Below are 24,757 nucleotides of genomic sequence, written 5' to 3'. Positions count from 1 at the left end.
TTCCAAATTCTTCAGCGCCTTAGGCAGCGCTCCACGGATCGACGACACGGACGCCGTAGATGTCGAAGTCCCGGACATTCCGGGTAGCCAGCGCCAGGTCGAAGCATTTCACTGTCGCGGCTAGAACGACGTCGACGAGGTCCGGCGTACGGCCTGCGCCGACGGCCTGGGCCCAAAGGCGACCGACGGCGTCTGCGACGGCGCTGTCGAGTTCCACGATCCGCCCCTCGAACTGCACCGGAATTTCTACGTCGAGCCAGCGCGCCAAACCTTCGCGCCGTTTCCCGGGCGGCAACCGGTCGATGCCGAAGCGCAACTCGATCAATGTAACGACACTGAGATGGATGGTGTCGAACGGCTGCGCGTTCGTCCACGCGACGACGCCGCGATGCGGAGTCGCCTTCACCATCTCCGAAACGACGCTGGTATCCAGCAGATATCTCATCGCCGCCGCTTCGGCGGCATCCCGCGCGCGTCAGGTCCGAACGGATCGCGCAGAACCGCCTTCGGCCGCGAGAGGTCCAGACCTGACCGCCAAAGCGGCGAACGGCGAAAGAAGTCGCCCAGCGTCTCGGGCTTATCCTCCGTCGATGCGGCACTGCCCCGCCGCCCCATGCGCTGCTCGAATTCCTCATGCGACACAAGCACCGCAATCTGGCGGCCATGGCGCGTAATTCGTTGCGGGCCGACGTTCAATGCCAAGTCGAGAACTTCGCTGAAGTGCGACTTTGCTTCCGCCGCCCCCCAGCTCTTGCCTCCGGCTCGGCGTGCCATGGCGTTCTCCGAATTAGTCAATCTGACTACAATTTAGGGACACCTCTCCGCGCCGGCAAGCAGCTCACCGTCCGGCGAATTTCGGCGCGCGCTTCTCGCGGAAGGCGGTGACGCCCTCGATGTGATCCTCGCTGGCGGCGCAGCGGCGCTGCAGGTCGCGCTCGGCGTCGAGCTGCTGGTCGAGCGAATTGGCGGCCGACTGCTCGTAGGCGCGCTTGATTGCGGCGTAGGTGCCGGTCGGGCCGGCGGCCAGCTTCAGCGCCAGCTTGCGCGCCTCCTCCATCAGCTGCGCATCGTCGTAGACCTTCCACACCATGCCCATGCGCTCGGCGTCCTCGGCCATCACCGGCTCGCCCAGCATGGCCAGCGCCTTGGCCTTGCCCTCGCCGACCAGGCGCGGCAGGAACCAGGTGCAGCCCATGTCGGGCACCAGCGCGATGCGCACGAAGGCCTGGTCGAAACGCGCCGAACGCGCCGCCAGGATGATGTCGCAGGCCATCGCCAGGCCGGCCCCGCCACCCGCCGCCACGCCATTGATGGCGCCGACCACCGGCTTCTGCAGGCGGCGCACCGAGCGGATCAGCGGGTTGAACAGACGATCCATGCCCGGCCCCGGATCGGGCCGCTGCTGGGCGTTGCCGGCCAGCGGGCCGTCCTTGCTCGGCGCAATGTCGGCACCGGCGCAGAAGCCGCGCCCGGCGCCGGTCAGGATCACGGCGCGCACGTCGGAATCGGCGCCGGCCGCGCCCAGCGCGGCGATCAGCTCCTCGACCAGCTTCGGGTTCAGCGCGTTGAGCCGCTCGGGCCGGTTCAGGGTGATGGTCGCGACGCCATCGGCAAGCGCATAGGTCAGGGTCTCGTAGGCCATGGGATCTCTCCTTCGGCCGCGGAGAGTGGCATGGCCGCCGGGACCGGTGAAACCGCCGGTTCCGCGCTGCGACCGCTTGGCCCCTTGCGCCGGACGCCCGTCTTGGCTAATTCGGTACCGGGATACCGAATTAGATGACCATGTCGAACATCCTGATCCTGATCGGCACCGAATCGGGCAACGCGCAGATGGTGGCGGAGGCGATCGAGCCCGAGCTGGCCGGCGCCGGCCACGAGGTGAAGATCACCGACAAGGCCACCACGGCGGCGGATTTCGCCGACCACGACACACTGCTGTTCGTCTGCGCCACGCACGGCTCGGGCGACATCCCCAGCAACATGTTCCCGCTGCACGAGGCGCTGGGCCGCGAGAAGCCCGACCTGTCGTCGCTGCGCTACGGCGTGATCGCGCTGGGCGACATGACCTACCAGGACACGTTCTGCGGCGGCGGCAAGCAGATGGACAAGCGGCTCGCCGAGCTGGGCGCGCGGCGCATCGGCGAGCGGCTCGAGGTCGACGCCTCGACCCAGCCGTTGCCCGACGAGGACGCACTGACCTGGGTGAAGGACTGGGTGAAGCTGGTTTAGCGCACCCTGTCATCCCGAGCGAAGCGAGGGATCTCGAGATTCCTCGCTTCGCTCGGAATGACAGAGGTCACTCGAACCACGTCGCAAAGTCGCCGAGCGGCGCGCGTTCGGCGATCAGGTTGTTGGGCGGCTCGTTCTCGTCGGCGTAGCCCAAAGCCAGGCCGCACAGCACGATCTGGTCGTCGGGAATGGAAAGCTCGCGGCGCACCACGGCCTGGTAGCGGCCGAAGGCGGCCTGCGGGCAGGTGTGCAATCCCTTCTCGCGCGCCAGCAGCATCAGCTGGTCGAGGAAGATGCCGCAGTCGATCCACTGGCCGTCGCCCATGTCGCGCTCGATGCACAGGATCATGCCGACCGGCGCATCGAAGAAATCGTAGTTCTTGCGGAACTGCTTCTCCATGCCCGCGGAATCGCCGCGCGGCACGTTGAGCAGGGTGTAGAGCTGCTTGCCCACCGTCTTGCGCCGCGCGTCGTACACCGGCCGGAAGTTCCTGGGATAGACATCGTACTCGCGCGTGTCGGGCTCCTGGGCGTCGATCGCCTTCTGGATCGCCGCCGACAGCCGCTTGCGCGCCGCACCCATGGTCACGTACAGCTTCCAGGGCTGCAGATTGCCGTTGGACGCCGCGTGGTTGGCGGTCTCGACGATCCATTCGACGGTGGCGCGCGGCACGGCATCTGGCTTGAACACGCGCATCGACCGGCGCGAGAGAACCGCTTCGGAAACCTTCATCACGATACCCCGTTCTTCCTGCCGGCGAAGATACACAGCGCCAGGGCCGCGTACAGTGGCGCTTGCGCTTCGCCACGGCGCTTGGAATCCTGAGCCATGAACGCGACGCCCGCGCAGGGCCGCCTGACGGCGGTGCTGGGCCCTACGAACACCGGCAAGACCCACCTCGCCATGGAACGCCTGCTTGGCCACGAGTCGGGCATGATCGGCTTTCCGCTGCGCCTGCTGGCGCGCGAGAACTACGACCGCGCCGTCAAGCGCGTCGGCGCGGCCAGGGTGGCGCTGATCACCGGCGAGGAGAAGATCCAGCCGCCCAACGCCCGCTATTTCATCAGCACCGTCGAATCGATGCCGGTCGAGCGGCCGGTGCAGTTCCTCGCCATCGACGAGATCCAGATGGCGGCCGATCCCGACCGCGGCCACATCTTCACCGATCGTCTGCTGCATGCGCGCGGCCTGTCGGAGACCATGGTGCTGGGCTCCGACACCATGCGGCCGCTGCTGCAGCGCCTGATTCCCTCGATCGAGACCATCGCCCGGCCGCGCTTCTCCAAGCTGTCGTACGCCGGCACCAAGAAGCTCAGCCGCATCCCGCGCCGTTCCGCGGTGGTCGGCTTCTCGATCAGCGAGGTCTACGCCATCGCCGAGACGGTGCGCCGCCAGCGCGGCGGCACCGCGGTCGTGATGGGCGCGCTCAGCCCGCGCACGCGCAACGCCCAGGTCGGCATGTTCGAGGCCGGCGAGGTCGATTACCTGGTCGCCACCGATGCCATCGGCATGGGCCTGAATCTGGATGTCGGCCATGTCTGGTTCGCGGGGCTGCGCAAGTTCGACGGCCGCAACCTGCGCGTCCTGCGCACCGACGAGCTGGCGCAGATCGCCGGTCGCGCCGGCCGCCACATGAGCGACGGCGGCTTCGGCACGACCGCCGAGGTCGGCCCGCTCGACGGCGAGATCGTCGAGGCGATCGAGAACCACCGTTTCGATCCGGTGCGCGTCATCAACTGGCGCAACAGCGATCTCGACTTCCGTTCGCTGCAGTCGCTGCTGTCCTCGCTCAACGCGCGGCCGGCGCATGTCGTGCTGCAGCAGGCGCGCGAGGGCGAGGATCACATCGCGCTGCAGAACCTCGCCGACAAGCGCGATATCGCCGACGCGGCGCGCTCGAGCCAGCGCGTGCGCCTGCTGTGGGAAGTCTGCCAGATCCCCGACTTCCGCAAGACGATGAGCGAGGAGCACGCCACCCTGCTGGCGCAGGTCTTCAGCCATCTGACGTCGCTGGCCGAGCGCCTGCCCGAGGATTGGGTCGAGAGCCACGTCAAGCGGCTGGAGCGCTACGACGGCGACATCGACACCCTGATGGCGCGCATCGCCCATACGCGCACCTGGACCTACATCTCGCATCGCGCCGGCTGGCTCGATCGCGCGCCGCACTGGCAGGAGCGCACGGCGGCGATCGAGGAAAGACTGTCGGATGCGCTGCACCAGCGCCTCACACAACGCTTTGTCGACCGGCGCACCGCTTTGCTGGTAAAGAGATTGAACGTTTCGGAGGAGTTGATGACGGGGGTGTCGGATAACGGCGAGGTCACGGTCGAGGGAGAATCGCTCGGCCGCCTCGAGGGATTCCGCTTCGCGCCCCAGACCGCCAAGGACGAGGCCGAGCGCAACGCCGTGCTGACCACGGCGATGCGGGCGCTGCGCGACGTGATCCCGGCGCGCGTCGAGAAATTCTCGGCCGCGCCCGACCAGGAGATCTCGATCGATCCGCAGCTGCGCCTCGTCTGGGGCGGCGGTCCCGTGGCGCGCCTGATGGCGGGACCAGATCCGCTGTCGCCCAAGGTCGAGCCGATCGCCAGCGACCTGCTCGACGGCCCGCAGCGCGAGGCGGTGCGCGTGCGCTGCGCGAGCTGGATCGAGGCGCGCATCCGCGCCACCCTGCCCGACCTGATGGCGGCGCGCGACGCGGAACTCTCGGGCCCGGCGCGCGGCTTGGTCTTTCAACTCAGCGAGAAGCTCGGCGCCATGGCGCGCGAGCCGGCCGAGGAGCAGATCGCGGCGGTCAGCGACGAAGACCGCAAGGCGCTGGCGCGCGTCGGCGTGCGGGTCGGCGTCTATACCGTCTACATCCCCACCATGCTGAAGCCGGCGGCGATCCGCATGCGCGCCATGCTGTGGGCGATCGCCAATGGTCGCGAGGAGACCCCGTCGATGCCGGGCGAGGGCCGCACGTCGATGGTCATGGGTCCGGAAATGGATCGCGGCTTCCTCGCCGCCGTCGGCTACATGCCGCTGGGCGAGCGCGCGATCCGCGCCGACATCGTCGAGCGTCTGGCCTGGGCAGCGCGCCAGGCGGTGCGCGCCTCGCGCGAGGGCCAGCGCAAGGATCGCGAGCCGCCGCCGGCGAAGCGTCAGCCCAGGGCCGGGCGCAGCGAGGCGAGCGACACGCCGGTCGTCACCGAGTGGATGATCGCCGCCGCGGCGCTGGGCGAGGATCCCGGCATGGCCGCGCCGACAGCGGCGCCGGCGGCCGAGCCCGAGCCCGCGGCGGAACCGGTCGACGACGGCTCGGCGCTGGCCTCGCGCGAGACCGACGGCTCCATCCCGGTGCCGCTGGCGTGGTCGACGGCCGAACGCCGCTGGATCGAATACGACGAAAGCGCCAAGCCCAGGGCGCCGGTGCTGCAGCCCGGGCATTTCCGCGCCACGGCCGAGATGCTGTCGCTGGTCGGTTGCACCGAGAAGGAGATGACCGAGATCCTGCGCGATCTCGGCTATCGCGTGCATCAGCCGTCGGAGCAGACCGGACCGCAGCCGAGCTTCTCGATGAAGCCGCGCTTCGTGCGCGAGCGCGAGGAGCGCCGCGGGCCCGACAATCGCGAAGGCCGGCCGCAGCACCATCGTCGCCGCGAGCGTCGCGGCGATGGCGAGCGCGGGCCGCGACCGCAGGACGGCGCGCCGCGCGGCGAGCGCCCGCCGCGGGCCGAGGGCGAGCAGCGTCCGCCGCGGGCACGCGAGGCGCAAGCCGCCCAGCCCAACGGAGCGCGCGCCGATCAGCCGCGCCGGGAAGGGCCGAGGCAGGATGGCCCGCGTCGGGATGGGCCGCGCCGCGACGGTCCACGTCGTGAAGGCGCGCGCGATCGCCGCGATCCCGGCGGGCCGGAGTTCCGCCTGGTCGCCACCACCGAGAAGAAGAGCGACACGCCCGAATCGGATTCGCCCTTCGCCAAGCTGCTCGAACTGAAGCTCGGCAAGAAGTAGCGCCGGCGCGATGCGACTCGACAAGTGGCTGTGGCAGGCGCGGTTCTACCGCAGCCGCGCCATGGCCACGCGCGCGGTCGAGACCACGCCCTTCCGCATCGACGGCCGGCCGACCGACAAGCCGCATGCCACCGTTGCGCCGGGCATGGTGCTGACCTTCGCGCATGGCGGCGGCGTGAAGGTCGTCCGCGTGCTGGCGCTTGGCGAGCGGCGCGGCCCGGCGACCGAGGCGCGCACGCTCTACGAGGAGGTCGACGGGTCCTGATCGCGACGGGCCGCGGCGCTGCGCTCATGCGATCGGGACAATTCTGCGTCTGTCCGCGCCTTGCGCCTGCCCGGCCTAAAGGTTAGTAACGGCCCGCTTTTTTGCGACATCGCGCATTTTCGGGAGGGCCCGATGGCCTACGTGGTCACCGAAGCCTGCATCAAGTGCAAGTACATGGATTGCGTAGAAGTATGTCCGGTGGACTGTTTCTACGAAGGCGAGAACATGCTGGTGATCAGCCCCGAGGAGTGCATCGATTGCGGGGTGTGCGAGCCGGAATGCCCGGTCGACGCGATCAAGCCCGACACCGACGGCGATCTCGAGCGCTGGCTCGAGCTCAACCGCGAGTACGCCGCCAAGTGGCCGAATATTACCCGCAAGGGCACCCAGCCGGACGACGCCGACGAGTTCAAGGACCTCGACGGCAAGTTCGACAAATTCTTCAGCCCCGAGCCGGCCAAGCGCTGATTTGCTAGCAAGCCCTCACTTTTAGTGGGTGATCTGCGTCCTGTGCATAACGGGACGCGCCCATTGCGTTGCTTTTCTGCAACATTGCCCGCGACTCCCTATCGATCTTGTGGTAAAACTTCCCTCGCCGATGGAGGTCCATGCGGGACCCCGCCGCCCGGTCGTCAGGCTGGTTTCTGCCCAATCCCGGTACCCCGTACGCCGCTTTATCGCGGAGAGGGGTGTTTTGCCTCCTGTGAGGCGCCGGAATCGGGGCGGAAGCCGGAACCGCCGACCGGATACCGCGTAAAGGGGGCGCGGGGCGGGCGTGTCTGCGGGGGCTGCCCTGAGGCGTACGGGATATCGTACGAGGAACCGGAAGATGCCGACCAAGAGCAGCAGGAAGGCGGCGGCCAAGCCAAAGGCCGACGCCCGCAAGAAGGCCGCTGCCAAGCCAGCGCGGGTGCAAGCCCGGGCCAAGCCCGCCGCCAGGGCTGTCGTGAAACTCGTCGCGTCGAAGCCCAAGCCCCCCGCGTCCAGGCCGGAGACCCCCAGGCCGAAGGTCGTCGAGGCGCCCCCCAGGGTCGACGCCAAGCCGAAGATCGAGGCCAAGCCGAAGATGGTTGAGTTCGTGTTCGAGAAAGGTGATTTCGTGGTCTATCCGACGCACGGCGTGGGCCGTGTGGTCGATATCGAGGCCAAGCTGATCGCCGGCCAGACGCTGGATCTGTTCGTGATCTCCTTCGAGCAGGACCGCATGACCCTGCGCGTGCCGGTCGCCAAGGCGCGCACCTCGGGCCTGCGCAAGCTCAGCTCGCGCAAGATCATGGACACCGCCCTGGTGACGCTGAAGGGCCGCAGCCGCGTGAGCCGCGCGATGTGGAACCGCCGCGCCCAGGAGTACGAGGCCAAGATCAACTCCGGCGACCCGGTGTCGATCGCCGAGGTCGTGCGCGACCTGCACCGCAACGCCGGCCAGCCCGACCAGTCCTACAGCGAGCGCCAGATCTACGAGGCGGCGCTCGACCGGCTGGCGCGCGAGCTGGCGGCCGTCGAGCGCATCGACAAGGACGCCGCGACGCTCAAGCTGCAGAGCGTGCTGAAGCAGGCCGCCTAGGGGCGCCGCCCAGCGAGACCAAGCCCGAGGGGCGGCCGGCGGAATCCCGTCGCGCCGCCCCTCCTGCGTCTGGGGGTGCCATCCCGCCCATGACCGACACGATCACCGACACGATCGCGCGACTGAGAGCCGGCGGGCGGATCTGGGCGATCGCCTCGGTCCACGGCGTGGCGCCGCGACTGGCCGCCCTGGCGGCGCGCATCGTGGCGCGGCTGGAGCCGGGCGACCACTTGGTTTTCATGGGCAACCTAGTCGGCGGCCCGCCCGGCGGCGAGCCTCCCGATGTCGCCGCGACCCTCGATATCGCCCTGCGGCTGCGCCGTACCGTGCTGGCGCGGCCCGGCGCGCGCGCCTGCGACGTGGTCTTCCTGCGCGGTGCGCAGGAGGAGATGTGGAGCAAGCTCGACCAGCTGCACTTCGCGGTCAATCCGCGCGACGTGCTGCGCTGGATGCTGCATCACGGCGTGGGCGCCACCATCGAGGCCTATGCCGGCCGCGAGGCGATCGCCGAGGGCCTGCGCGCGGCGGGCGCCGGGCCGATGATGACGGCGCGCTGGACCGGCGCGCTGCGCCAGGCGGTGCGCGGCCATGCCGGCCACGAGCCACTCCACACCGCGGTCAAGCGCGCGGCGCTCAGCGAGGACGGCCGCCTGCTATTCGTCAACCACGGCGTCGATCCGGGCATGCCGCTCGAGCGCCAGGGCGATGCGTTCTGGTGGGGTACCGCGCATCCCTTCGAGCAGATCGCCGCGCCTTTCGCCGGCGTCGAGCGCGCCGTGCGCGGCTTCGACCGCGCGCATCCGGGAATCGTGAGCGGCGCCGTGGGCGTGACCGTCGATGGCGGCTGCGGCTTCGGCGGCCCGCTGCTGGCGCTGCTGCTCGACCGCGGCGGGCGCGAACTCGATCGGCTGGCGGTTTGATCGACAGCGGCATCCGACTCTCGTCGGCCACGGCACCACCTACCGCGCGGTCGGCACCTTGATCGTATCCCGGGCGGCAATACGCCAGGCAGATATGTCCATCCGTGATTCTCGGAACGGATTCTCAGCGACTTTGATCCCTTCGAGAAGCCAGGGCGAGCTTCTTGACCAGCCCGTCAGGGATTGGCTGGCTCGGCGAGAAGGTGACGCCAGTCTTGGTCGACTTGAGCCCGGCCGCGGCAATGTCGTCGGCATGTGACTTGATGGCGGAAGGAGAAACATAAAGGCCGCATTGCCTACTGAACGCTGCGTAGCCCGCGACGATGGATGGTCCGATCCTGAACCCTGGCATTCTATAGGCGATGACTTCTTCGGCGTCGGGCAGCGCGCGCGCAAGTTGAGCGCGCAATCGAGTGAGCAGCGGGCGGAGGACTTCTGGAGCCTCGGCAATGTAGGCGTCGTGATCGGCAAACATGGTCGGAGCGGCCTGTGCTGGCGTGACGTTCGAGGCAAGCGCCCATATCCCAGCGTTGACCGGTTGGATGACTGAATCAAGCCGATCGGGAGGACGGCCCACCATGGGTCGTCCCGCGCCCTCGCGGAACGCGCTCATGCCCCTCTACACGGCCGCCGAACAGGCGTAGACTCCTCGCGTGGTGGATCGCGGCACGTTCGTGATCTTTGTCGCCGCGATCCTCGAATTGCCGGTTCGAGAGGAGGCAGACATGCCCATGCAGAACCAGATCCGCAATCCCGCCGAATGGGTTTGGGATCAGCTCAAGCACACCGGCCAGGCGATGGAGACGACGGCGCACACGGTCGAAGGCGCCTGGGAAGGCGGCGACGCCGCGGCACCGGTGGTGCGGCGCATCCACGCCGCCGACATCGGCGATGCGCTCGCCCGGGGCGTCAGGGATTTCGGCGCCTGCCGCACCGACGTCATCTTCCTCTGCCTCATCTATCCGATCGCCGGTCTCGTCATATCGCGCATGGCCGTCGACTACGGCATGGTGGCGCTGATCTTCCCGCTGGTCGCGGGCTTCGCCCTCGTCGGCCCGCTGTTCGGTCTCGGCCTCTACGAGATGAGCCGGCGGCGCGAGAAGGGCATCGCCACCGGCTGGGCCGACGCCTTCGCCGTGCTGCGCGCGCCGGCGATCGGCTCGATCGCGGTGCTGGGCGCGCTGCTGTTCGCGCTGTTCTGCCTGTGGCTGTTCGCGGCCGACCTCATCTACACCCTGACCCTGGGGCCCGAGCCGCCGGTCTCGGCCGCCGTCTTCGCCCGCGATGTGCTGACGACCCCGGCGGGCTGGACGATGATCGCGGTCGGCTGCGGCGTCGGCTTCGTGTTCGCCCTCGTGGCGATGGTGATCAGCGTCGTCTCCTTCCCGCTGCTGCTCGACCGCAACGTCGGCGTCGGCACCGCCGTCGCCACCTCGGTTCGCGCCGTGCGCGCCAATCCCGGACCGATGGCGATGTGGGGCCTGATCGTCGCCGGCTCGCTCGCGATCGGCGCCATTCCCCTGCTGGTGGGCCTTATCGTCGTGCTGCCCGTGCTCGGGCACGCGACCTGGCACCTCTACCGCAAGGTGGTGGGTTAGCGCAGCAAGGAATCTCTTCTGGGAGCGCCGGCGTCCCGCCGGCATCATGAGCCGGCGGGACGCCGGCGCTCCCAGAAGAGTTGCGCATTTCCTCGTTCGCCCGGCGCCGCTCGCGCACCGCCTGCCTTGTCCGAGGCGAGCCGCTTGTATCCGGACGCGGGCCCGCCCGGCCCTACCACCCCCACAGGAGTCGCCGCGCGATCCAGCCCTTCATCTTGTTCTCGCGCTGGACCTGGACCCAGCTGTCGCGCTTCTCGAGCGTCCTGACCGTCTCGCCGTACACCGCCTGTCCGAGAACCCGGCTGCTCTCGCTCGGCGTGGCGCGCAGGTTGGCCACGCGCGCGGTGACGATGTGATACGCCACGCCGCCGGTGAGCGACCTGAGAATCCAGCCGACATCCTTCTCGAAGTCCTGAACCTTCAGCCAGTCCCCCTCGCGGCCGATGACCACGAGGGGATAGCCCTTGCTGAGCATCCATGTCGCCTGGTGGTTGGTCCCGGGGCCCGCCCGCATGTTGACCTTCTCCCGCGACACGCTGACCATCTCCTGGGCGGAAGCGGAGGCGGAGGCCGGAAGGTCGGGCAGGACCAGGGCGGTCGCGGCGAGGCCGGCGAGACAGATGCGGGCGAACCTGAGCAATGGAAAAAGGAAGTCAGCGCGCATTAAAGGCCCTCGCTCGGAACGTGACGGGAAGTCGGGACTGCCGTGATGCCGGAAGGGCGGGCCGCCGCCGATACTCGAGCGGCGCGCCCGGCCGACGCGAAGAGACGAAAGCGTGAACGTCTCTCCCATCCGGAGCGCCATCGTAGCACAACGCGCGCCGCCCTGAAGCCCCGATGGCCAGCGCTCGACCGTCGGGCCTGTGGAACCCGCAGAGCCCGGGCGTCAGGCCCCGGCCCGGGTGGCCTTGGTCGGGGCCATGGTGTCATGGGCGTTGGGCGTGGGTGTCAGGCTTGCGTTATTGCGTTGTTTGGCAACGCGGCGCTGACGGGGAACAACGCAACAACGCAAGCCTGACACGCGCGCATCACGCGCGCATGCGTGCCACGCGTGCATGCCGGACCGACGCCCTTGCCGTGCCGCGCCGCCGGTCAGGCGAACAGGTTGGGCACCCGGCGCTGCCGATGACGACGCGTCGGGGCGTGTGCCCGAACGCCGTGCCGCGCCGCGTCGAAGGCCGCCTCGGTCATCACCAGCGAACGTCCATCGAGTTCCACCCAGCCGCGCCGCTGAAACGCCCGGATGGCCTCGCCGGCATCGCGACCGTTGAGCCCGCGCTGATGCAGGCGCAACAGGAACTCGTTCTTCGGGATGTCGCGCCGGCCGAAATCGGCGATGATCTCGAGCGCGATCGCGGCGTGATCGGGCAGCTGTCGCCTAGCCATCCGAAGCCTCCTCCGCGCCGCGACCGATTTCCTGCACGACATCGCGCCCGCACTTCGAGCAGTGGAAGCGTTGCACCACGCGGTCGGGCTTGCCGATGACCGCTTCGCGACCGGCAATGATCGTGGGAATTCGGCATTCAGGACAGTCCGGCCCGGCGGCCGCGGCAGCCTGGAACAGGGGCAAAGTCGCCTTGGATGCAACCATCGCGTACTCCTGCTCTTCAGGCGGGAGCGCGCGTACCTCTCTCGGCCACCAGCGCCTGCAAACAGCGGAGACATGCTGGTGATGGTGAATCAAGCGCAGGGAACGGTGATGCTGTCCAGTGCATCGAGCAGCTTTTGCATCGGCCGCATGCCGCAGGGCGCCCGGCTGCCTTTGCACCCACCACGGCGAACGGTACGAATACACCAGTGAACACCTCCCGTCATTGCCTGCACGCGAGGCCAACGGCGCGTCACGCTGGGAACCGGCGTCATCGGATCTCGATCTGCCGCGGCTGCGCCTTCTGCACCTTGTTGAGCGTCAGTGTCAGGACGCCATCGTTGAGCGCGGCGTCGATCCGGCCCTGGTCGACCACGTGCGGGAGCGAGAACGAGCGGGTGAAGTGGCCGACATTGTACTCGGTGTAGAGCGGCTCCATGCCCTCGTACTTGGCAGGGTCGATGCGCGCCTCGACCCGCAGGACGTCGTCCTCGACCTTGACGTCGATGCTACCGCGATCGACGCCGGGCACTTCCATGGTCACGATCAGCGCGTCGCCGGTCTCGTGGATGTCGGTGGTGGGAACGTAGTAGCGGGCCGGCGTCGTCTTCTCGCCCTTCGACACCAGCTCCTTCTTCTCCTGGACCTCGAGCGGCTGGCTGGCCATGTCTGCCTCCTGTCGTTGACGGTGGATGGTCAGGCGACCGAGATGCTGCGCGGCTTGTCGCTCTCGGCGCGCGGCACGAAGAGCGCCAGGATGCCGTCGCGGCATTCCGCCTTGATGCTCTCGGCGTCGATCTCGATCGGCAGGGTGACGGCGCGGTCGAAGCTGCCGCCGCGTCGCTCCAGGCGGTGCACGCTCGCCTTGTCGTCGCGGCCGACATCCTTGGTGCCGGCGATGCGGATGGTGCGCCCCTTGGCCTCGATGCGCAGGTCCGACTTCCTTACGCCGGGCACCTCGATGACCATCACCAGGTCGTCGCCCTTGCGGAAGACGTTGAGCGGCGGATAGGCGCCCTGGGCGCTGGGCCCGCTGGCGAGCCAGTCGCTGGAGCGAAGCTGGTCGAGCGCGTTCTGGAAATCCAGCAGCGCGCCGAACGGATGCGCGTACAGACCCGCCATGACGGCCTCCTGCGATGCTCGTCCGACGCAGACCGCGCAGCCGCCGCGGGTCTGCCGGACGGATGGTGAAGACGAAAGGAACGGGACGAATGCCCCGCGAGCGACGATTTAGGCGGAGCGTCCGTCCCTTCAAGAGGCGCGCTTCACGAATCCAGACGACTGCGGGGCGGCGGCTCGCGCGTCACCCGGCGCCGCACGGCCTGATGGATCGCACGCAGGATCTCACCGGCGCGATAGGGTCGCGGCACCAGAGTCCGACCCGCGGCCCGCCAGAAGAGCGCGCCCGCCGCATCGCCGCAGACGACGATGAACGGTATCGACCGCTCGTCCAGCAGTGCGCCGAGCTCGAACCCCGCCCGCGCATCGATCACGGCGCAGTCGATCTCGTTGCGCTCCATGAAGCGCTCGACATCCGCCTGGCTCGCGGCCGGGCCCACGACGCGATAGCCGGCAATCCTGAGGATGCGTTGCAATTCCAGCGCCTCGGCGGCATCGGGCTGATGGACAAGGATGTTGCCCCAGGGCGCATCGTCGAGCGCCTGGAGATACGCGGGCGGACGCGGCCGTTGGACAGTCGCCGACCCTTCGATCATGCCTGACCTCCATCGAGAAAATGGGACGACGGAAGATCAAGTTCGCCGCCGCGAATTTTCAAGGGGTACGTCCCTTGACCACTTGCGCACCTGCACTATCTCACCCGACGCAGGCGCCCGCATCCGGGTGTCCGGCATCCCGATCATCATCCTGCGTATCCCGGCGACGGCCGGGATGCGCCAGCCATGAAGGAGGAGCGTCATGCAAGGCTACGGCGACGGCCGCAGTACCGATGGCCGGGTGATCTCGCCCGCCTCGCGCTATTCCCATCCCGGCGCGGTGATCGACGATCCCGCGCTCAGTCTCCAGCAGAAGCGGTCCATTCTCGCCCATTGGGCTTCCGACGCCTGCGCCGTGGAGTCGGATCCGACACTGCGTCTGGCACCCGGCAGCCTGCGCCCGGTGAAGGTCGGCGACATCTTCGCCGCCCTGGCCGCGCTCGACGCGCCAACGCCGCCCCGGCGCGGCGGTGCCGCTCAGCGCCCGCCCATGCGCGATGTGCCGTTCATGCCGGCGCCGTCGCTGGCCATGGCGGGAGCGGCGTGACGCCATGTTCGGTCACATGCTGGTCGTGGCGCCGGCGGCGATCTTCCTGGTCGCGCTGGCGCTTGTCTTCGACCTGCCGGGACGCCTGATGCGGGGGCTCGCCCGCCTGCGTCCCCGTCGCCTCGCGCCGGCGCGCGGCAGCTGAATCCGGTGCCGGGTTTCCTTCCGCCAGCGAAGGCACGTCCCTTTCCCGGCATCGCATCCTCGGCGGCCCTTCGATCGCGCGGAGGGCCGCCACTCTTTCGCTGAAGTCGCGGTGAATATTTTCATCAAGGAATCTTGAAGGCGGAAGCCGCCTGTCTACATCGGGGTTCATCCCCTGGCCGCGAGGCCGGGGCTCATGACATCAGCGACTGCAACCGGAGGAACTGCATGCATTTCCGCCCGTTGCACGACCGTGTCGTCGTGCGCCGCATCGATGCCGACCAGAAGACCGCCGGCGGCATCATCATTCCCGACACCGCCCAGGAAAAGCCGATGCAGGGCGAGGTGATCGCCGTCGGCCCGGGGACGCGCGACAAGCATGGCCGGCTCACCCCAATCGATCTGAAGCCGGGCGACCACATCCTGTTCGGCAAGTGGTCGGGCACCGAGGCCAAGATCGACGGCGAGGAACTCCTGATCATGAAGGAGAGCGACGTCATGGGCGTGCTCGCCCGGAAGGCACCGACGCGACGCGCCGCCTGAACCAATCGCCACATCACCAAGGGAGGGATCGGTCATGGCCGCCAAGGAAGTCAGGTTCTCCACCGAAGCGCGCGAGCGGATTCTGCGCGGCGTCGACATCCTCGCCAACGCGGTGAAGGTGACGCTGGGTCCGAAGGGCCGCAACGTCGTGCTCGACAAGAGCTTCGGCGCGCCGCGCATCTCCAAGGACGGCGTGACGGTCGCCAAGGAGATCGAGCTCGCCGACAAGTTCGAGAACATGGGCGCGCAGATGGTGCGCGAGGTCGCCAGCAAGACCAGCGACGTGGCCGGCGACGGCACCACGACGGCGGTTGTGCTCGCCCAGGCGATCGTCCGCGAGGGCGCCAAGGCGGTGGCCGCCGGCATGAACCCGATGGATCTCAAGCGCGGCATCGACATGGCCGTGGACGCCGTGGTCGCCGACATCAAGAGCCGTGCCCACAAGGTCACCAGGAACGACGAGATCGCGCAGATCGCAACCATCTCGGCCAACGGCGATACCGAGATCGGCCGTTATCTCGCCGAGGCGATGGAAAGGGTCGGCAACGAAGGCGTGATCAGCGTCGAGGAGGCCAAGGCGCTGACCACCGAGATGGAGGTGGTGGAGGGCATGCAGTTCGACCGCGGCTTCGTCTCGCCCTACTTCGTCACCGATCCCGAGAAGATGCGGGCCGAGCTCGAGGACGCCTATGTGCTGATCCACGAGAAGAAGCTCTCGAGCCTGCAGTCGATGCTGCCGGTGCTCGAGGCCGTGGTGCAGTCGGGCAAGCCGCTGCTGATCGTCGCCGAGGAGATCGAGGGCGAGGCGCTGGCCACGCTGGTGGTCAACAAGCTGCGCGGCGGCCTGAAGGTCGCGGCGGTGAAGGCGCCGGGCTTCGGCGACCGCCGCAAGGCGATGCTCGAGGACATCGCCACCCTCACCGGCGGCACGATGATTGCCGAGGATCTCGGCATCAAGCTCGAGAAAGTGACGCTGCAGATGCTGGGCCGTGCCAAGAGGGTCTCGATCGACAAGGACAACACCACGATCGTGCAGGGCGCCGGCTCGAAGGACGCCATCAAGAGCCGCATCACGCAGATCAAGGCGCAGATCGAGGAGACCACCTCGGACTACGACAGGGAGAAGCTGCAGGAGCGGCTGGCCAAGCTGGCGGGCGGCGTCGCGGTGATCCGCGTCGGCGGCGCCACCGAGGTCGAGGTCAAGGAGCGCAAGGATCGCGTCGACGACGCGCTGCATGCCACGCGCGCGGCGGTCGAGGAAGGCATCCTGCCCGGCGGCGGCGTGCCGCTGCTGCGCGCCGCCAGGGCGCTCGACAAGCTAACGCCGGTGAACGCCGACCAGAGGGCCGGCATCGACATCGTGCGGCGCGCCATCCAGGCGCCGGCGCGTCAGATCGCCGTCAACGCCGGCGAGGACGGCTCGCTGATCATCGGCCGCCTGCTGGAGAAGGGCCAGTACAGCTGGGGCTACAACGCCGCCACCGGCGTGTACGAGGATCTGGTGCAGATCGGCGTGATCGACCCCGCCAAGGTGGTGCGCACCGCACTGCAGGACGCCGCCTCCATCGCCGGACTGCTGATCACGACCGAGGCCCTGGTGGCCGAGATCCCGAAGAAGGACAGCACGCCGGCGATGCCGCCGGACGGGGACTATTAGGCAGGGGAGAGGAAGGGCCCGGGCCGCAGTGCCCGGGCCAGGCCTGGCGCAGTCGCGACTGCGCCCGCGACGACGGGGCGCTCAATCCATCACGACCGTCTTCACCCGCTGCCCGGGCTGCAGGCTCGCGCCGGGCTGCAGGCCGTTGAGCGTGCTGAACCAGTCGAGCGAGCTCTCGCCCAGCGGCATGCGCGCGGCGATGCTGCGCGGCGTGTCGCCGGCGGCGACGGTGTGCACCTTCAGCCTGAACGGCCGCAGCTCGGCGCGCTCGTTCTGGGCGAGGCGGCGGAAGCTCTGCGCCGCGCGCACCATCTCCTCGCCGCGGTCGGGCTGCTTGAAGGCGGTCGAGCGCATCAGGAAGACGCAGACATTGGGCGTGAAGCGGATGGCGACGACGCGGAAATCCTCGTCCTGGCCGGCGCCGCGCGGACGGCGGCCGATCGCCGCCTCCATGCCGTTGATCGTCGTGGCGCGCGCGTCGGCCAGGCTCACCGAAGGCAGCAGCCGGCGCATGGTGTCGACCATCGGCCCCTCCCCGGCGCCGGGCCGGCAGGTGAACAGCATGCCCGACTCGTCGGGACCCAGCGCCATGACCGAGCTCGGGCTGTTGCGCAGGCGATAGCCCGGCGGCACGGTGAAGGCGAAGCCCATCTCCGGGTGCAGGAAGGAGCGGCCGCGCACGAAGCCCTGGCGCGGCTCGTCGCCGAACAGCATGCCGTCGATGGCGTCGAGGTACTTGTCGCGGTTGACCTCGCCGCCGGCCCGCCGCGACGCCACCAGATCGCGCGCCGCCTTGACGCGATCGATCGTGCGGGGATGCGTCGACATCATGTTGGCGGCGGAATCGATGGCGTCGGGCGAGCGGCTAGCCAGCCGCGCCTCGAGCAGGTCGTGCTCGCGCAGCCTCGTCAGCGCCGCGATTGCGGCGTCGACGTCGTAGCCGGCGCGCCCGATCATGGCGATGCCGATGCGGTCGGCCTCGAATTCCTGGTCGCGCGAATAGGCGCGCTCGTCGAGCACGCCCAGCGCCACCACGTCGCGCGCCAGCCGCGGGTCGCCGGTGGTGCGCGCCACCGAGACGGCGGCCTCGACGTTGCGCTGGCGCAGGGCGCGGCGCTGCTCGGCGTGGCGCGCCGTGACATGCGCCATCTCGTGGCCGACCACGGCGGCAAGCTGCGCCTCGTTGTCGAGCAGCACCAGCAGGCCGCGCGTCACGTAGACCCGCCCGTCGGGCAGCGCGAAGGCGTTGACGTCGGGGATGTTGAGCACGGAGATGTTCCAGTTGCGCTGCTCGCCGCTGGCCGTGACCAGGCGGTCGAACACGCCGCGGACATAGATCGAGGCCGGATCATTGGCCGCCTGGGCGCGACCCTCGCCCGGCGTTGACGCCCGGCCGTTCGACTGCGGCGTCTGGCAGGCGGCGAGTCCGGCGGCGAGGAGCAGCGCCAGGACGAGGCGCAGCGGGCCGGCGGCACGCCGGCGCTGCCGGTCGCGAAAGGCAATCCAGGAGAGAATTCCGCGCAGCTGCGCCGCCATTCAAGACCTCGATCCAAGAAGTGCCCCGATGTCGCCGCGCGAGCGCGTTGACGGCCACCGGCGATCGCATAATATCGCCCCGCGTCGCGGTCGCGAAACCCTGCCCCGACGGCACACACGGGAGCGTTATCGCCTAGCATATGCCGCGGTCGGAGAACCCCTTACGGTCGGAGCTGTTCCCCGACATCGTGCCGTACGCCTCCGGCATGCTGCAGGTCGATCCCCGCCACACGCTGTACTGGGAGCAGAGCGGCAATCCCGAGGGCGTGCCGGTCGTCTTCCTGCACGGCGGGCCGGGCGCCGGCTCGGCGCCGGTGCATCGGCGCTTCTTCGATCCCGCCTTCTACCGCGTGGTCATCTTCGACCAGCGCGGCTCGGGCCGCTCGCTGCCGCTGGGCGACGTCACCGACAACACCACGGCGCACCTGATCGACGATCTGGAGAAATTGCGGCGGCATCTGGGCATCGCGCAGTGGCTGCTGTTCGGTGGCTCGTGGGGCTCGACCCTGGCGCTGGCCTACGCCTCGCGCCATGCCGAGCGCTGCATCGGCTTCATCCTGCGCGGCATCTTCCTGGGCCGCGACAGCGAGGTGCAGTGGTTCCTGCACGGCATGCGGAACATCTTCCCCGAGGCCTGGCGCGAATTCGCCGAGCACCTGCCGCCCAGCGAGCGCTCCGACCTGCTGGCCGCCTATTACCGGCGGCTGACCGATCCCGACCCGGTGCGCCACCGCGCCGCGGCGCGCGCCTGGAGCCGCTACGAGGCGACCTGCTCGACGCTCTACCCCAGCGCGCGCGGCGCGCTGGAGGCCGATGGCGGCGGCTTCGCCCTGGCGCTGGCGCGCATCGAGGCGCACTACTTCATCAACCGCGTCTTCCTCGCCGAAGGCTGGCCGTGGCGCGACATCAATCGCTTCCGCCACCTGCCCTGCACCATCGTGCAGGGCCGCTACGACGCGGTCTGCCCGCCGGTCACCGCCGACGAGCTGGTGCGGGCCTGGCCGGAGGCGCGCTACGTCGTCGTGCCCGACGCCGGCCACTCCGCGCTCGAGCCCGGCATCCGCGCCGCCTTGGTGAACGCCACCGAGAACTACCGCCTCTCGCGCTACAGCACCGACCTCTTCCTGCCCCGCTTCCCCTGGCAGGAGTGACGACGCTACCGTCGTCCTGAGCGCAGCGAAGGACCTTGCGGTGGCGCGATCGGCCACTACGCCGGTGTGTGACCGCGACACCGCAAGGTCCTTCGCTGCGCTCAGGACGACGGGGTTCGCCTCAGCGCCTGAGCGCCTTGTAGATGTCGCGCAGGATGCGGCGCAGGGTGCTGTCGCGCCAGCCGGAGGCGATGGTCTCGCCGCGGGCGAAGCGCTCGAGCATGTGCTCGAGCCGCGTGCGGGCCGCCCAGTCGCGCAGGATCTCGACGGCGAAGGCGCGGTCGTCGGGCTTCAGCAGCTTGCTGTAGCCGGCGATCAGCGAGCGCAGCCGCACGCGGCTGGCCATCGCGACATACTTCATGTCGACGTTGGGGATCTGCCCGGCGATCTCCGGGATCAGGGTCAGCACGATGTAGACGTCGTCGCGCAGCGCCTCGATGCGGCGCTCGTAGGCGATGTTGGGCCGGTAGCTGACGCGGTACTCGGCCAGCGGCTGCGCGACGTGCACGAAATCGCCCAGCGGCGCCAGCCGCAGCCACAGGCCCCAGTCGCCGATCAGGGTCGCCTTCTCGGGAAAGCCGCCGACCTTCTCCCACGACGGGCGATGGAAGGCGTTGGCCACCGGCGGCACCTTGGGCGCGGCGAGCTGGGTATAGAACGTCTCCGGCGGCCGGGTGACCGGCCGCACCGACAGCACCCGCTCGGTGCGGATCCTGCGGCCCTCGCCGTCGATCTGGTCGTAATCGCCGGTGACCACCACGGTGTTGGGCGTGCGCGCGGCACCCTCGCGGATCAGGCGTGCGAAGCCGGGCTGCGCGCGATCGTCGGAGCCCAGCAGCGACACCCATTCGCCGGTCGCCTGCGCCGTGGCGAAATTGTAGTTCGGCATCATGCCCATGCGATGCGGCGGATGGACGATGCGGATGCGGTCGCGATAACGCTCGATCACGTCGCGCGAATTGTCGGTGCTGTGATCGTCGCAGACGACGATCTCGGAGCCCGGCAGCTCCTGGTTCAGCAACGACTCGATGGTCTCGCCGATGAACTGGCCGTGATTGTAGGACGGCACCACGAAGGAATGGCTGAAGGCCATCAGCGCGCCGACTCGGTGGCAAGCTTGTTGTGCGACAACACGTTAGGTTTGTTCATTGCACCGGTGCATCGCTCTTACAGGGTTTCGCCGTTGATCGCCATAACTTCTTGGTCAGATTACTGATCGCGAACACGCACGCGATTGACTCGCAGCGGAGCGGGCCGTCCAATCGCCGGCACGGGAGAGAACAGGCATGAAGTTCGGCATCTTCTATGAGCACCAGCTGCCCCGGCCGTGGAACGCGCTGAGCGAGTACCAGCTGCTGCAGGATTCACTGAGCCAGATCGAGCTCGCCGACCGGCTGGGCTACGACTACGCCTGGGAGGTCGAGCATCATTTCCTCGAGGAGTACTCGCACTCCTCTGCGCCCGAGGTCTTCCTCGGCGCCGCCAGCCAGCGCACCCGGCGCATCCGGCTGGGCCACGGCGTGATCCAGCTCACCACCAACCAGCCGCATCGCGTCGCCGAGAAGGTCGCGACCTTGGACCTGCTGAGCGGCGGGCGCGTCGATCTCGGCATGGGCGAGGCGGCCGGGCCGGCCGAGCTGCATCCCTTCAACATCCGCGTGCGCGACAAGCGCGAGCGGTGGGAAGAGGCGGTCAAGGCCATCATCCCGATGTTCACCAGGGAGAGCTGGGAGTTCCACGGCCAGTACTACGACTTCCCGGCGCGCAACGTCATTCCCAAGCCCTACCAGAAGCCGCACCCGCCGCTGTGGGTGGCGTGCTCCAACATCCAGACCATCGGCAAGGCCGGCGAATGGGGCATGGGCGCGCTGGGCTTCACCTTCGTCACCCCGGAGGCGGCGCGGGCCTGGGTCCACAAGTACTACAACAACCTGCTGAACAACCCGCGCAAGCTCGCCGACTACCCGAGCAATGCCAACGTGGCGATGGTGTCGGGCTTCATGTGCGCGGCCACGGACGCGGAGGCCGAAGCCAAGGCGGCGGGCTGGACGTTCTTCATCTTCGCGCTCAGCTACTATGGCCGCAAAGGCGTCGACGCGCCCGGCACCTCGGACCTGTGGCAGGAGTACCAGAGCTGGAAGGGCGGACCGGAGGAGAAGAAGGCGCTGGAGTCCGGCCTGATCGGCTCGCCAGAGACCATCCGCAGGAAGCTGCGCCAGTTTCAGCAAAGCCGGGTCGACCAGGTGATCCTGCTGAACCAGGCCGGCAGGACCAGCCACCAGGACATCTGCGAATCGCTCGAGCTCTTCGCCAAGGAGGTCATGCCGGAGTTCCACGCCGCGGAGGCCGAGCACGCCGACTGGAAGCGCAAGGTGCTGTCGCGAGAGATCGTGCTCGAGGATCTCGACGTGCAGAAATACGACATCTACAGCCACCAGAACGAGCACATCGTGCGCCTGACGCCCGAGCAGCTGAAGGCCAAGATGGCCGGGAAGGAAGCCGCGACGAAGACGACGGCCAAGGCGGGCGACGACTGACATGGCGCGTCTTCTCTATGTCGTGGGCTCGCCGCGCGGCGCCACCTCGCGCTCCAACACCGTCGCCGCGGCCTATGTCGAGGCGTTCCGCGCCCACCACCCCGACTTCACGATCGACACCCTCGACCTGTGGCGCGAGGAGCTGCCGGTCTTCGACGACCAGATGGTCGCCGCCAAGCTCGCGGTGATGCGCCAGGGCCGGCCCGACGACGCCCAGCGCGCGGCGTGGCAATCCGTGCTCGCCGTCGTCGAGCGCTTCCGCGGCGCCGAGCGCTATGTCTTCAGCGTGCCGATGTGGAACGGCTCGATCCCCTACCGGCTGAAGCACTACATCGACGTCATCATGCAGCCCGGCCTGCTGTTCAACCTCGACCGCGCCCAGGGCTACTCGGGCCTGCTGCGCGACAAGCGCGCCACGGTGGTCTACAGCGCCGGCATCTACGCGCCGGGCAAGCCACCGCAATTCGGCGCCGATTTTCAGGTATCCTATTTCGACTGGTGGCTGCACGAGGCCGGGATCACCGACATCGACACCATCCGCCTGCCGCCGCTGGCCTCGGCGGGCGACGTCTCCGAAGCGCTGGCCAGGGCATCCGACGAGGCGCGCGCCCTCGCGGTTCGATAGGGGAGGATCTTCATGCGCAACGCGATCGTCGCGGCCATCGCCATCGTCCTGCTGGCGGCGCCGTTCGGCGCCCATGCCGCGGGCTATTACGTGTACTGCGCCAACAACAAGATCGAGGTCGATTCGCGCGACTTCAACCAGATGAAGTCGGCGCGCGGCTCGGGCATCTGCCAGCTCAGCAGCTTCGGCTTCCGCTCCGACGCCGAGAGCTTCGCCAAGAAGAATTTCGGCGGCCCGGGCAAGAAGTGCTCGTGCCGGTGAGCCGTCCCTACCCGGGAACCACCTGTCATCCCGAGCGCAGCGAGGGATCCAGGGGCGTCCTAGATCCCTCGCTGCGCTCGGGATGACAGCGCTCACCATCGCCGTCATCGGTGGCGGCATCGGCGGGCTGTCGGCGGCGCTGGCGCTGCTGCGCGCCGGCTTCGACGTGCGGGTCTACGAGCAGGCGCCGCGCATCACCGAGATCGGCGCCGGCATCCAGATCAGCCCCAACGCCTCGCGCCTGCTGCACCGGCTGGGTGTGCGCGCGGCGATGGATCGCGTCGGCGTGCTGCCCCGCGGCGTGCACCAGCTTCGCTGGGACGATGGCCGTACCCTGCAGCGCGCGCCGCTCGGGCCGGAGGTCGAGGCGGCGTTCGGCGCGCCCTACTACCATTTCCACCGCGCCGACCTCGCCAACCTGCTGGCCGACGCCATGCCGCCTGACCGCATCCACACCAGCCACAAGCTGGTCGGGCTCGAGCCCAGGGGCGAGCGCGTCGTCGCGGCCTTCGACAACGGGCAGCGCATCGAGGCCGACGCGCTGATCGGCGCCGACGGCATCCATAGCCGCGTGCGCACGGCGCTCTACGGACCGGAGAAGCCGCGCTTCACCGGCTGCGTCGCCTGGCGCGGGCTGGTGCCCGCCGATCGCATCCGCCATCTCGACATCGAGGTGGTGTCGCACAACTGGATGGGCCCGGCGGCGCATGTCGTGCACTACTGGGTCGCCGGCGGGCGCATGATGAACGTGGTCTGCGTCGTCGAGCGCGGCGACTGGACCCAGGAATCGTGGACCGATCGCGGCGAGGTCGCCGACGTGCTGGCGCGCTACGAGGGCTGGCACCCGATGGTGCGCGGCCTGATCGCGGCGTTTCCCGAGACCTATGTCTGGGCGCTGCACGATCGCGCCGAGCTGCCGCGCTGGAGCGACCGGCGCGTCACCCTGCTGGGCGACGCCTGCCATCCCATGCTGCCGATGATGGCGCAGGGTGCGGCGCAGGCGATCGAGGACGGCGCGGCGCTGGCGTCCCTGCTGGCCGCGACGCCCGACGACGTGCCCGGCGCGCTGAAGCGCTACGAGACGCTGCGCAAGCCGCGCGCCAGCCGCCTGCAGGAACTCTCGCGCGCCAACCGCGTGCGCTTCCACCTGCCCGACGGGCCGGAGCAGGCCAAGCGCGACGAGGCGATGCGCAATAGCGGCGACCGCTCGCTCGCGAATATCGCATGGCTGTATGAGCACGATGCCTTTGTCATTCCGAGCGAAGCGAGGAATCTAGATCCCTCGCTGCGCTCGGGATGACAGGAGCTGCCCATGATCGAAGTCAACGGCCTCGCGCACGTCATCCTGACCGTGAACCAGTGGGACAAGGCGCGCGCCTTCTATGCCGGGCTGCTGCCGTTCCTGGGCATGCGCAAGGTCTATGACGGCAACAACTTCCTCTATCACGTGGGCGGGCGCACGGCGATCGGCATCCAGCGCGCCGCCGAGGACCAGCAGGAGGCACGCTTCAACCAGAACCGCGTCGGCCTGCACCATCTCTGCCTGCGCGCGCGCACGCGCGAGGATGTCGATCGAGCGGCCGAGCAGGTGCGCGCGCTGGGCGGGCGCATCGATCGCGGCCCGCTCGAGGGCGACTGGGCGCCGGGCTACTACTACTTCGTGTTCGAGGATCCCGACGGCATCCGGCTGGAGGTGAACTTCATCCCCGGCAAGGGCCTGCTCGCCACCGACCCGCCGCTCAGCCCCAGCCGAGATCCCGAGTGGAACCAGAACGTCGAGCCGCCGAAGTTTTGATCTTCCCTTCCCCCGGAGGGGGAAGGTGGCGCGGAGCGACGGAAGGGGGATGTTGAAGACGAACGCAGGGGTCCGCCTTCGACATCCC

At 68.9% G+C, this 24,757-nt stretch carries 30 protein-coding genes; 17 read left to right on the top strand and 13 right to left on the bottom strand.

Annotated elements, in window-relative coordinates:
- Window positions 1–19: 19 nt before the first annotated feature.
- The 3 genes from KF889_10925 to KF889_10915 all read right to left on the bottom strand — a co-directional run bounded on the left by KF889_10925 (window position 20) and on the right by KF889_10915 (window position 1,642).
- Window positions 20–445 (bottom strand): PIN domain-containing protein, encoded by a 426-nt coding sequence (locus KF889_10925; protein MBX3499948.1) that lies wholly within the window; start codon window positions 443–445, stop codon window positions 20–22.
- Window positions 442–774, bottom strand: coding sequence for a type II toxin-antitoxin system Phd/YefM family antitoxin (locus KF889_10920; protein MBX3499947.1), 333 nt, complete (start codon window positions 772–774; stop codon window positions 442–444). The genes KF889_10925 and KF889_10920 overlap by 4 nt, the downstream gene beginning before the upstream one ends.
- A 64-nt stretch (window positions 775–838) precedes the next feature.
- Window positions 839–1,642, bottom strand: a complete 804-nt coding sequence (locus KF889_10915; GenBank protein MBX3499946.1) for an enoyl-CoA hydratase/isomerase family protein — start codon at window positions 1,640–1,642, stop codon at window positions 839–841.
- A gap of 140 nt (window positions 1,643–1,782) precedes the next feature.
- On the opposite strand from KF889_10915, the gene KF889_10910 reads away from it, so the two are divergent.
- Window positions 1,783–2,229, top strand: a complete 447-nt coding sequence (locus KF889_10910) for a flavodoxin domain-containing protein (GenBank protein ID MBX3499945.1) — start codon at window positions 1,783–1,785, stop codon at window positions 2,227–2,229.
- A 67-nt stretch (window positions 2,230–2,296) separates the two neighbouring features.
- Here the strand turns inward: KF889_10910 and KF889_10905 are convergent, their stop codons facing one another.
- Window positions 2,297–2,962, bottom strand: a complete 666-nt coding sequence (locus KF889_10905) for a nitroreductase (GenBank protein ID MBX3499944.1) — start codon at window positions 2,960–2,962, stop codon at window positions 2,297–2,299.
- 96 nt (window positions 2,963–3,058) lie between these two features.
- On the opposite strand from KF889_10905, the gene KF889_10900 reads away from it, so the two are divergent.
- The 5 genes from KF889_10900 to KF889_10880 all read left to right on the top strand — a co-directional run bounded on the left by KF889_10900 (window position 3,059) and on the right by KF889_10880 (window position 8,972).
- Window positions 3,059–6,223, top strand: coding sequence for a hypothetical protein (locus tag KF889_10900; GenBank protein ID MBX3499943.1), 3,165 nt, complete (start codon window positions 3,059–3,061; stop codon window positions 6,221–6,223).
- 10 nt (window positions 6,224–6,233) lie between these two features.
- Entirely contained in the window at window positions 6,234–6,488 is a 255-nt protein-coding gene (locus KF889_10895; GenBank protein MBX3499942.1) for an RNA-binding S4 domain-containing protein, read from the top strand.
- 132 nt (window positions 6,489–6,620) lie between these two features.
- Window positions 6,621–6,956 carry a ferredoxin family protein gene (locus KF889_10890; GenBank protein MBX3499941.1) on the top strand — a complete coding sequence of 112 codons (336 nt, stop codon included), beginning with the start codon at window positions 6,621–6,623 and terminating at the stop codon, window positions 6,954–6,956.
- 598 nt (window positions 6,957–7,554) lie between these two features.
- A complete protein-coding gene (locus KF889_10885; GenBank protein MBX3499940.1) occupies window positions 7,555–8,052 on the top strand; it encodes a CarD family transcriptional regulator in 498 nt (165 codons plus the stop codon).
- 89 nt (window positions 8,053–8,141) lie between these two features.
- On the top strand, window positions 8,142–8,972 hold the full coding sequence (locus tag KF889_10880; GenBank protein ID MBX3499939.1) for a hypothetical protein: 831 nt from the start codon (window positions 8,142–8,144) through the stop codon (window positions 8,970–8,972).
- A gap of 124 nt (window positions 8,973–9,096) precedes the next feature.
- Here the strand turns inward: KF889_10880 and KF889_10875 are convergent, their stop codons facing one another.
- Window positions 9,097–9,447, bottom strand: coding sequence for a DUF1801 domain-containing protein (locus KF889_10875; GenBank protein ID MBX3499938.1), 351 nt, complete (start codon window positions 9,445–9,447; stop codon window positions 9,097–9,099).
- Between the two features lie 250 nt (window positions 9,448–9,697).
- On the opposite strand from KF889_10875, the gene KF889_10870 reads away from it, so the two are divergent.
- Window positions 9,698–10,570: a DUF2189 domain-containing protein gene (locus tag KF889_10870; protein ID MBX3499937.1), complete on the top strand. Its 873-nt coding sequence runs from the start codon at window positions 9,698–9,700 to the stop codon at window positions 10,568–10,570.
- Between the two features lie 172 nt (window positions 10,571–10,742).
- Here the strand turns inward: KF889_10870 and KF889_10865 are convergent, their stop codons facing one another.
- The 6 genes from KF889_10865 to KF889_10840 form a co-directional block, all read right to left on the bottom strand.
- Window positions 10,743–11,234, bottom strand: coding sequence for an SH3 domain-containing protein (locus KF889_10865; GenBank protein MBX3499936.1), 492 nt, complete (start codon window positions 11,232–11,234; stop codon window positions 10,743–10,745).
- Window positions 11,235–11,662: 428 nt separating this feature from the next.
- Window positions 11,663–11,956 carry a hypothetical protein gene (locus tag KF889_10860; protein MBX3499935.1) on the bottom strand — a complete coding sequence of 98 codons (294 nt, stop codon included), beginning with the start codon at window positions 11,954–11,956 and terminating at the stop codon, window positions 11,663–11,665.
- The gene (locus KF889_10855) at window positions 11,949–12,161 is read right to left on the bottom strand and encodes a hypothetical protein (protein ID MBX3499934.1); all 213 of its coding nucleotides are present in this window, start codon (window positions 12,159–12,161) and stop codon (window positions 11,949–11,951) included. Before KF889_10855 ends, KF889_10860 begins: the two co-directional genes overlap by 8 nt.
- A gap of 268 nt (window positions 12,162–12,429) precedes the next feature.
- Entirely contained in the window at window positions 12,430–12,825 is a 396-nt protein-coding gene (locus tag KF889_10850; GenBank protein MBX3499933.1) for an Hsp20/alpha crystallin family protein, read from the bottom strand.
- Window positions 12,826–12,854: 29 nt separating this feature from the next.
- A complete protein-coding gene (locus KF889_10845; GenBank protein MBX3499932.1) occupies window positions 12,855–13,280 on the bottom strand; it encodes an Hsp20/alpha crystallin family protein in 426 nt (141 codons plus the stop codon).
- Window positions 13,281–13,423: 143 nt separating this feature from the next.
- Window positions 13,424–13,873, bottom strand: a complete 450-nt coding sequence (locus KF889_10840) for a hypothetical protein (protein MBX3499931.1) — start codon at window positions 13,871–13,873, stop codon at window positions 13,424–13,426.
- Between the two features lie 202 nt (window positions 13,874–14,075).
- Between KF889_10840 and KF889_10835 the strand changes: the two genes are divergently transcribed.
- The 4 genes from KF889_10835 to groL all read left to right on the top strand — a co-directional run bounded on the left by KF889_10835 (window position 14,076) and on the right by groL (window position 16,764).
- On the top strand, window positions 14,076–14,420 hold the full coding sequence (locus KF889_10835) for a hypothetical protein (GenBank protein ID MBX3499930.1): 345 nt from the start codon (window positions 14,076–14,078) through the stop codon (window positions 14,418–14,420).
- Window positions 14,421–14,424: 4 nt separating this feature from the next.
- A complete protein-coding gene (locus tag KF889_10830; GenBank protein ID MBX3499929.1) occupies window positions 14,425–14,565 on the top strand; it encodes a hypothetical protein in 141 nt (46 codons plus the stop codon).
- Window positions 14,566–14,792: 227 nt separating this feature from the next.
- Complete coding sequence (locus KF889_10825; GenBank protein ID MBX3499928.1) at window positions 14,793–15,107, top strand: co-chaperone GroES; 315 nt, start codon at window positions 14,793–14,795, stop codon at window positions 15,105–15,107.
- A 34-nt stretch (window positions 15,108–15,141) separates the two neighbouring features.
- Window positions 15,142–16,764: a chaperonin GroEL gene (groL, locus tag KF889_10820; GenBank protein ID MBX3499927.1), complete on the top strand. Its 1,623-nt coding sequence runs from the start codon at window positions 15,142–15,144 to the stop codon at window positions 16,762–16,764.
- Between the two features lie 81 nt (window positions 16,765–16,845).
- On the opposite strand, the gene KF889_10815 is transcribed toward groL, so the two are convergent.
- Entirely contained in the window at window positions 16,846–18,300 is a 1,455-nt protein-coding gene (locus KF889_10815) for a M48 family metalloprotease (protein MBX3499926.1), read from the bottom strand.
- A 140-nt stretch (window positions 18,301–18,440) separates the two neighbouring features.
- Here KF889_10815 and pip point away from each other — a divergent pair, with 140 nt between their 5' ends.
- Window positions 18,441–19,451 (top strand): prolyl aminopeptidase, encoded by a 1,011-nt coding sequence (pip, locus tag KF889_10810; protein MBX3499925.1) that lies wholly within the window; start codon window positions 18,441–18,443, stop codon window positions 19,449–19,451.
- A gap of 121 nt (window positions 19,452–19,572) precedes the next feature.
- Here pip and KF889_10805 read toward each other — a convergent pair whose 3' ends face one another.
- Window positions 19,573–20,544: a glycosyltransferase gene (locus KF889_10805; protein ID MBX3499924.1), complete on the bottom strand. Its 972-nt coding sequence runs from the start codon at window positions 20,542–20,544 to the stop codon at window positions 19,573–19,575.
- Between the two features lie 193 nt (window positions 20,545–20,737).
- On the opposite strand from KF889_10805, the gene KF889_10800 reads away from it, so the two are divergent.
- The 5 genes from KF889_10800 to KF889_10780 all read left to right on the top strand — a co-directional run bounded on the left by KF889_10800 (window position 20,738) and on the right by KF889_10780 (window position 24,669).
- The gene (locus KF889_10800; protein MBX3499923.1) at window positions 20,738–21,988 is read left to right on the top strand and encodes an LLM class flavin-dependent oxidoreductase; all 1,251 of its coding nucleotides are present in this window, start codon (window positions 20,738–20,740) and stop codon (window positions 21,986–21,988) included.
- A 1-nt stretch (window position 21,989) separates the two neighbouring features.
- A complete protein-coding gene (locus KF889_10795; GenBank protein MBX3499922.1) occupies window positions 21,990–22,613 on the top strand; it encodes an NAD(P)H-dependent oxidoreductase in 624 nt (207 codons plus the stop codon).
- A gap of 12 nt (window positions 22,614–22,625) precedes the next feature.
- Window positions 22,626–22,874, top strand: coding sequence for a hypothetical protein (locus KF889_10790; protein MBX3499921.1), 249 nt, complete (start codon window positions 22,626–22,628; stop codon window positions 22,872–22,874).
- Between the two features lie 82 nt (window positions 22,875–22,956).
- Complete coding sequence (locus KF889_10785) at window positions 22,957–24,174, top strand: FAD-dependent monooxygenase (protein ID MBX3499920.1); 1,218 nt, start codon at window positions 22,957–22,959, stop codon at window positions 24,172–24,174.
- A 12-nt stretch (window positions 24,175–24,186) separates the two neighbouring features.
- Window positions 24,187–24,669 carry a VOC family protein gene (locus KF889_10780; protein MBX3499919.1) on the top strand — a complete coding sequence of 161 codons (483 nt, stop codon included), beginning with the start codon at window positions 24,187–24,189 and terminating at the stop codon, window positions 24,667–24,669.
- Window positions 24,670–24,757 lie beyond the last annotated feature (88 nt).

It is taken from the genome of Alphaproteobacteria bacterium (genome assembly GCA_019635875.1).
GTDB lineage: Bacteria > Pseudomonadota > Alphaproteobacteria > Reyranellales > Reyranellaceae > JAFAZJ01.
Note: the sequence above shows the minus strand (reverse complement) of the source record. Positions and strands in the feature narration are given on the sequence as shown.

Bases quoted from the DNA above. Each gene is read 5' to 3' on its own strand.
- KF889_10925 (MBX3499948.1), bottom strand. From the start codon at position 445: ATGAGATATCTGCTGGATACCAGCGTCGTTTCGGAGATGGTGAAGGCG.
- KF889_10920 (MBX3499947.1), bottom strand. From the start codon at position 774: ATGGCACGCCGAGCCGGAGGCAAGAGCTGGGGGGCGGCGGAAGCAAAG.
- KF889_10915 (MBX3499946.1), bottom strand. From the start codon at position 1,642: ATGGCCTACGAGACCCTGACCTATGCGCTTGCCGATGGCGTCGCGACC.
- KF889_10910 (MBX3499945.1), top strand. From the start codon at position 1,783: ATGTCGAACATCCTGATCCTGATCGGCACCGAATCGGGCAACGCGCAG.
- KF889_10905 (MBX3499944.1), bottom strand. From the start codon at position 2,962: ATGAAGGTTTCCGAAGCGGTTCTCTCGCGCCGGTCGATGCGCGTGTTC.
- KF889_10900 (MBX3499943.1), top strand. From the start codon at position 3,059: ATGAACGCGACGCCCGCGCAGGGCCGCCTGACGGCGGTGCTGGGCCCT.
- KF889_10895 (MBX3499942.1), top strand. From the start codon at position 6,234: ATGCGACTCGACAAGTGGCTGTGGCAGGCGCGGTTCTACCGCAGCCGC.
- KF889_10890 (MBX3499941.1), top strand. From the start codon at position 6,621: ATGGCCTACGTGGTCACCGAAGCCTGCATCAAGTGCAAGTACATGGAT.
- KF889_10885 (MBX3499940.1), top strand. From the start codon at position 7,555: ATGGTTGAGTTCGTGTTCGAGAAAGGTGATTTCGTGGTCTATCCGACG.
- KF889_10880 (MBX3499939.1), top strand. From the start codon at position 8,142: ATGACCGACACGATCACCGACACGATCGCGCGACTGAGAGCCGGCGGG.
- KF889_10875 (MBX3499938.1), bottom strand. From the start codon at position 9,447: ATGTTTGCCGATCACGACGCCTACATTGCCGAGGCTCCAGAAGTCCTC.
- KF889_10870 (MBX3499937.1), top strand. From the start codon at position 9,698: ATGCCCATGCAGAACCAGATCCGCAATCCCGCCGAATGGGTTTGGGAT.
- KF889_10865 (MBX3499936.1), bottom strand. From the start codon at position 11,234: ATGCGCGCTGACTTCCTTTTTCCATTGCTCAGGTTCGCCCGCATCTGT.
- KF889_10860 (MBX3499935.1), bottom strand. From the start codon at position 11,956: ATGGCTAGGCGACAGCTGCCCGATCACGCCGCGATCGCGCTCGAGATC.
- KF889_10855 (MBX3499934.1), bottom strand. From the start codon at position 12,161: ATGGTTGCATCCAAGGCGACTTTGCCCCTGTTCCAGGCTGCCGCGGCC.
- KF889_10850 (MBX3499933.1), bottom strand. From the start codon at position 12,825: ATGGCCAGCCAGCCGCTCGAGGTCCAGGAGAAGAAGGAGCTGGTGTCG.
- KF889_10845 (MBX3499932.1), bottom strand. From the start codon at position 13,280: ATGGCGGGTCTGTACGCGCATCCGTTCGGCGCGCTGCTGGATTTCCAG.
- KF889_10840 (MBX3499931.1), bottom strand. From the start codon at position 13,873: ATGATCGAAGGGTCGGCGACTGTCCAACGGCCGCGTCCGCCCGCGTAT.
- KF889_10835 (MBX3499930.1), top strand. From the start codon at position 14,076: ATGCAAGGCTACGGCGACGGCCGCAGTACCGATGGCCGGGTGATCTCG.
- KF889_10830 (MBX3499929.1), top strand. From the start codon at position 14,425: ATGTTCGGTCACATGCTGGTCGTGGCGCCGGCGGCGATCTTCCTGGTC.
- KF889_10825 (MBX3499928.1), top strand. From the start codon at position 14,793: ATGCATTTCCGCCCGTTGCACGACCGTGTCGTCGTGCGCCGCATCGAT.
- groL (MBX3499927.1), top strand. From the start codon at position 15,142: ATGGCCGCCAAGGAAGTCAGGTTCTCCACCGAAGCGCGCGAGCGGATT.
- KF889_10815 (MBX3499926.1), bottom strand. From the start codon at position 18,300: ATGGCGGCGCAGCTGCGCGGAATTCTCTCCTGGATTGCCTTTCGCGAC.
- pip (MBX3499925.1), top strand. From the start codon at position 18,441: ATGCCGCGGTCGGAGAACCCCTTACGGTCGGAGCTGTTCCCCGACATC.
- KF889_10805 (MBX3499924.1), bottom strand. From the start codon at position 20,544: ATGGCCTTCAGCCATTCCTTCGTGGTGCCGTCCTACAATCACGGCCAG.
- KF889_10800 (MBX3499923.1), top strand. From the start codon at position 20,738: ATGAAGTTCGGCATCTTCTATGAGCACCAGCTGCCCCGGCCGTGGAAC.
- KF889_10795 (MBX3499922.1), top strand. From the start codon at position 21,990: ATGGCGCGTCTTCTCTATGTCGTGGGCTCGCCGCGCGGCGCCACCTCG.
- KF889_10790 (MBX3499921.1), top strand. From the start codon at position 22,626: ATGCGCAACGCGATCGTCGCGGCCATCGCCATCGTCCTGCTGGCGGCG.
- KF889_10785 (MBX3499920.1), top strand. From the start codon at position 22,957: ATGACAGCGCTCACCATCGCCGTCATCGGTGGCGGCATCGGCGGGCTG.
- KF889_10780 (MBX3499919.1), top strand. From the start codon at position 24,187: ATGATCGAAGTCAACGGCCTCGCGCACGTCATCCTGACCGTGAACCAG.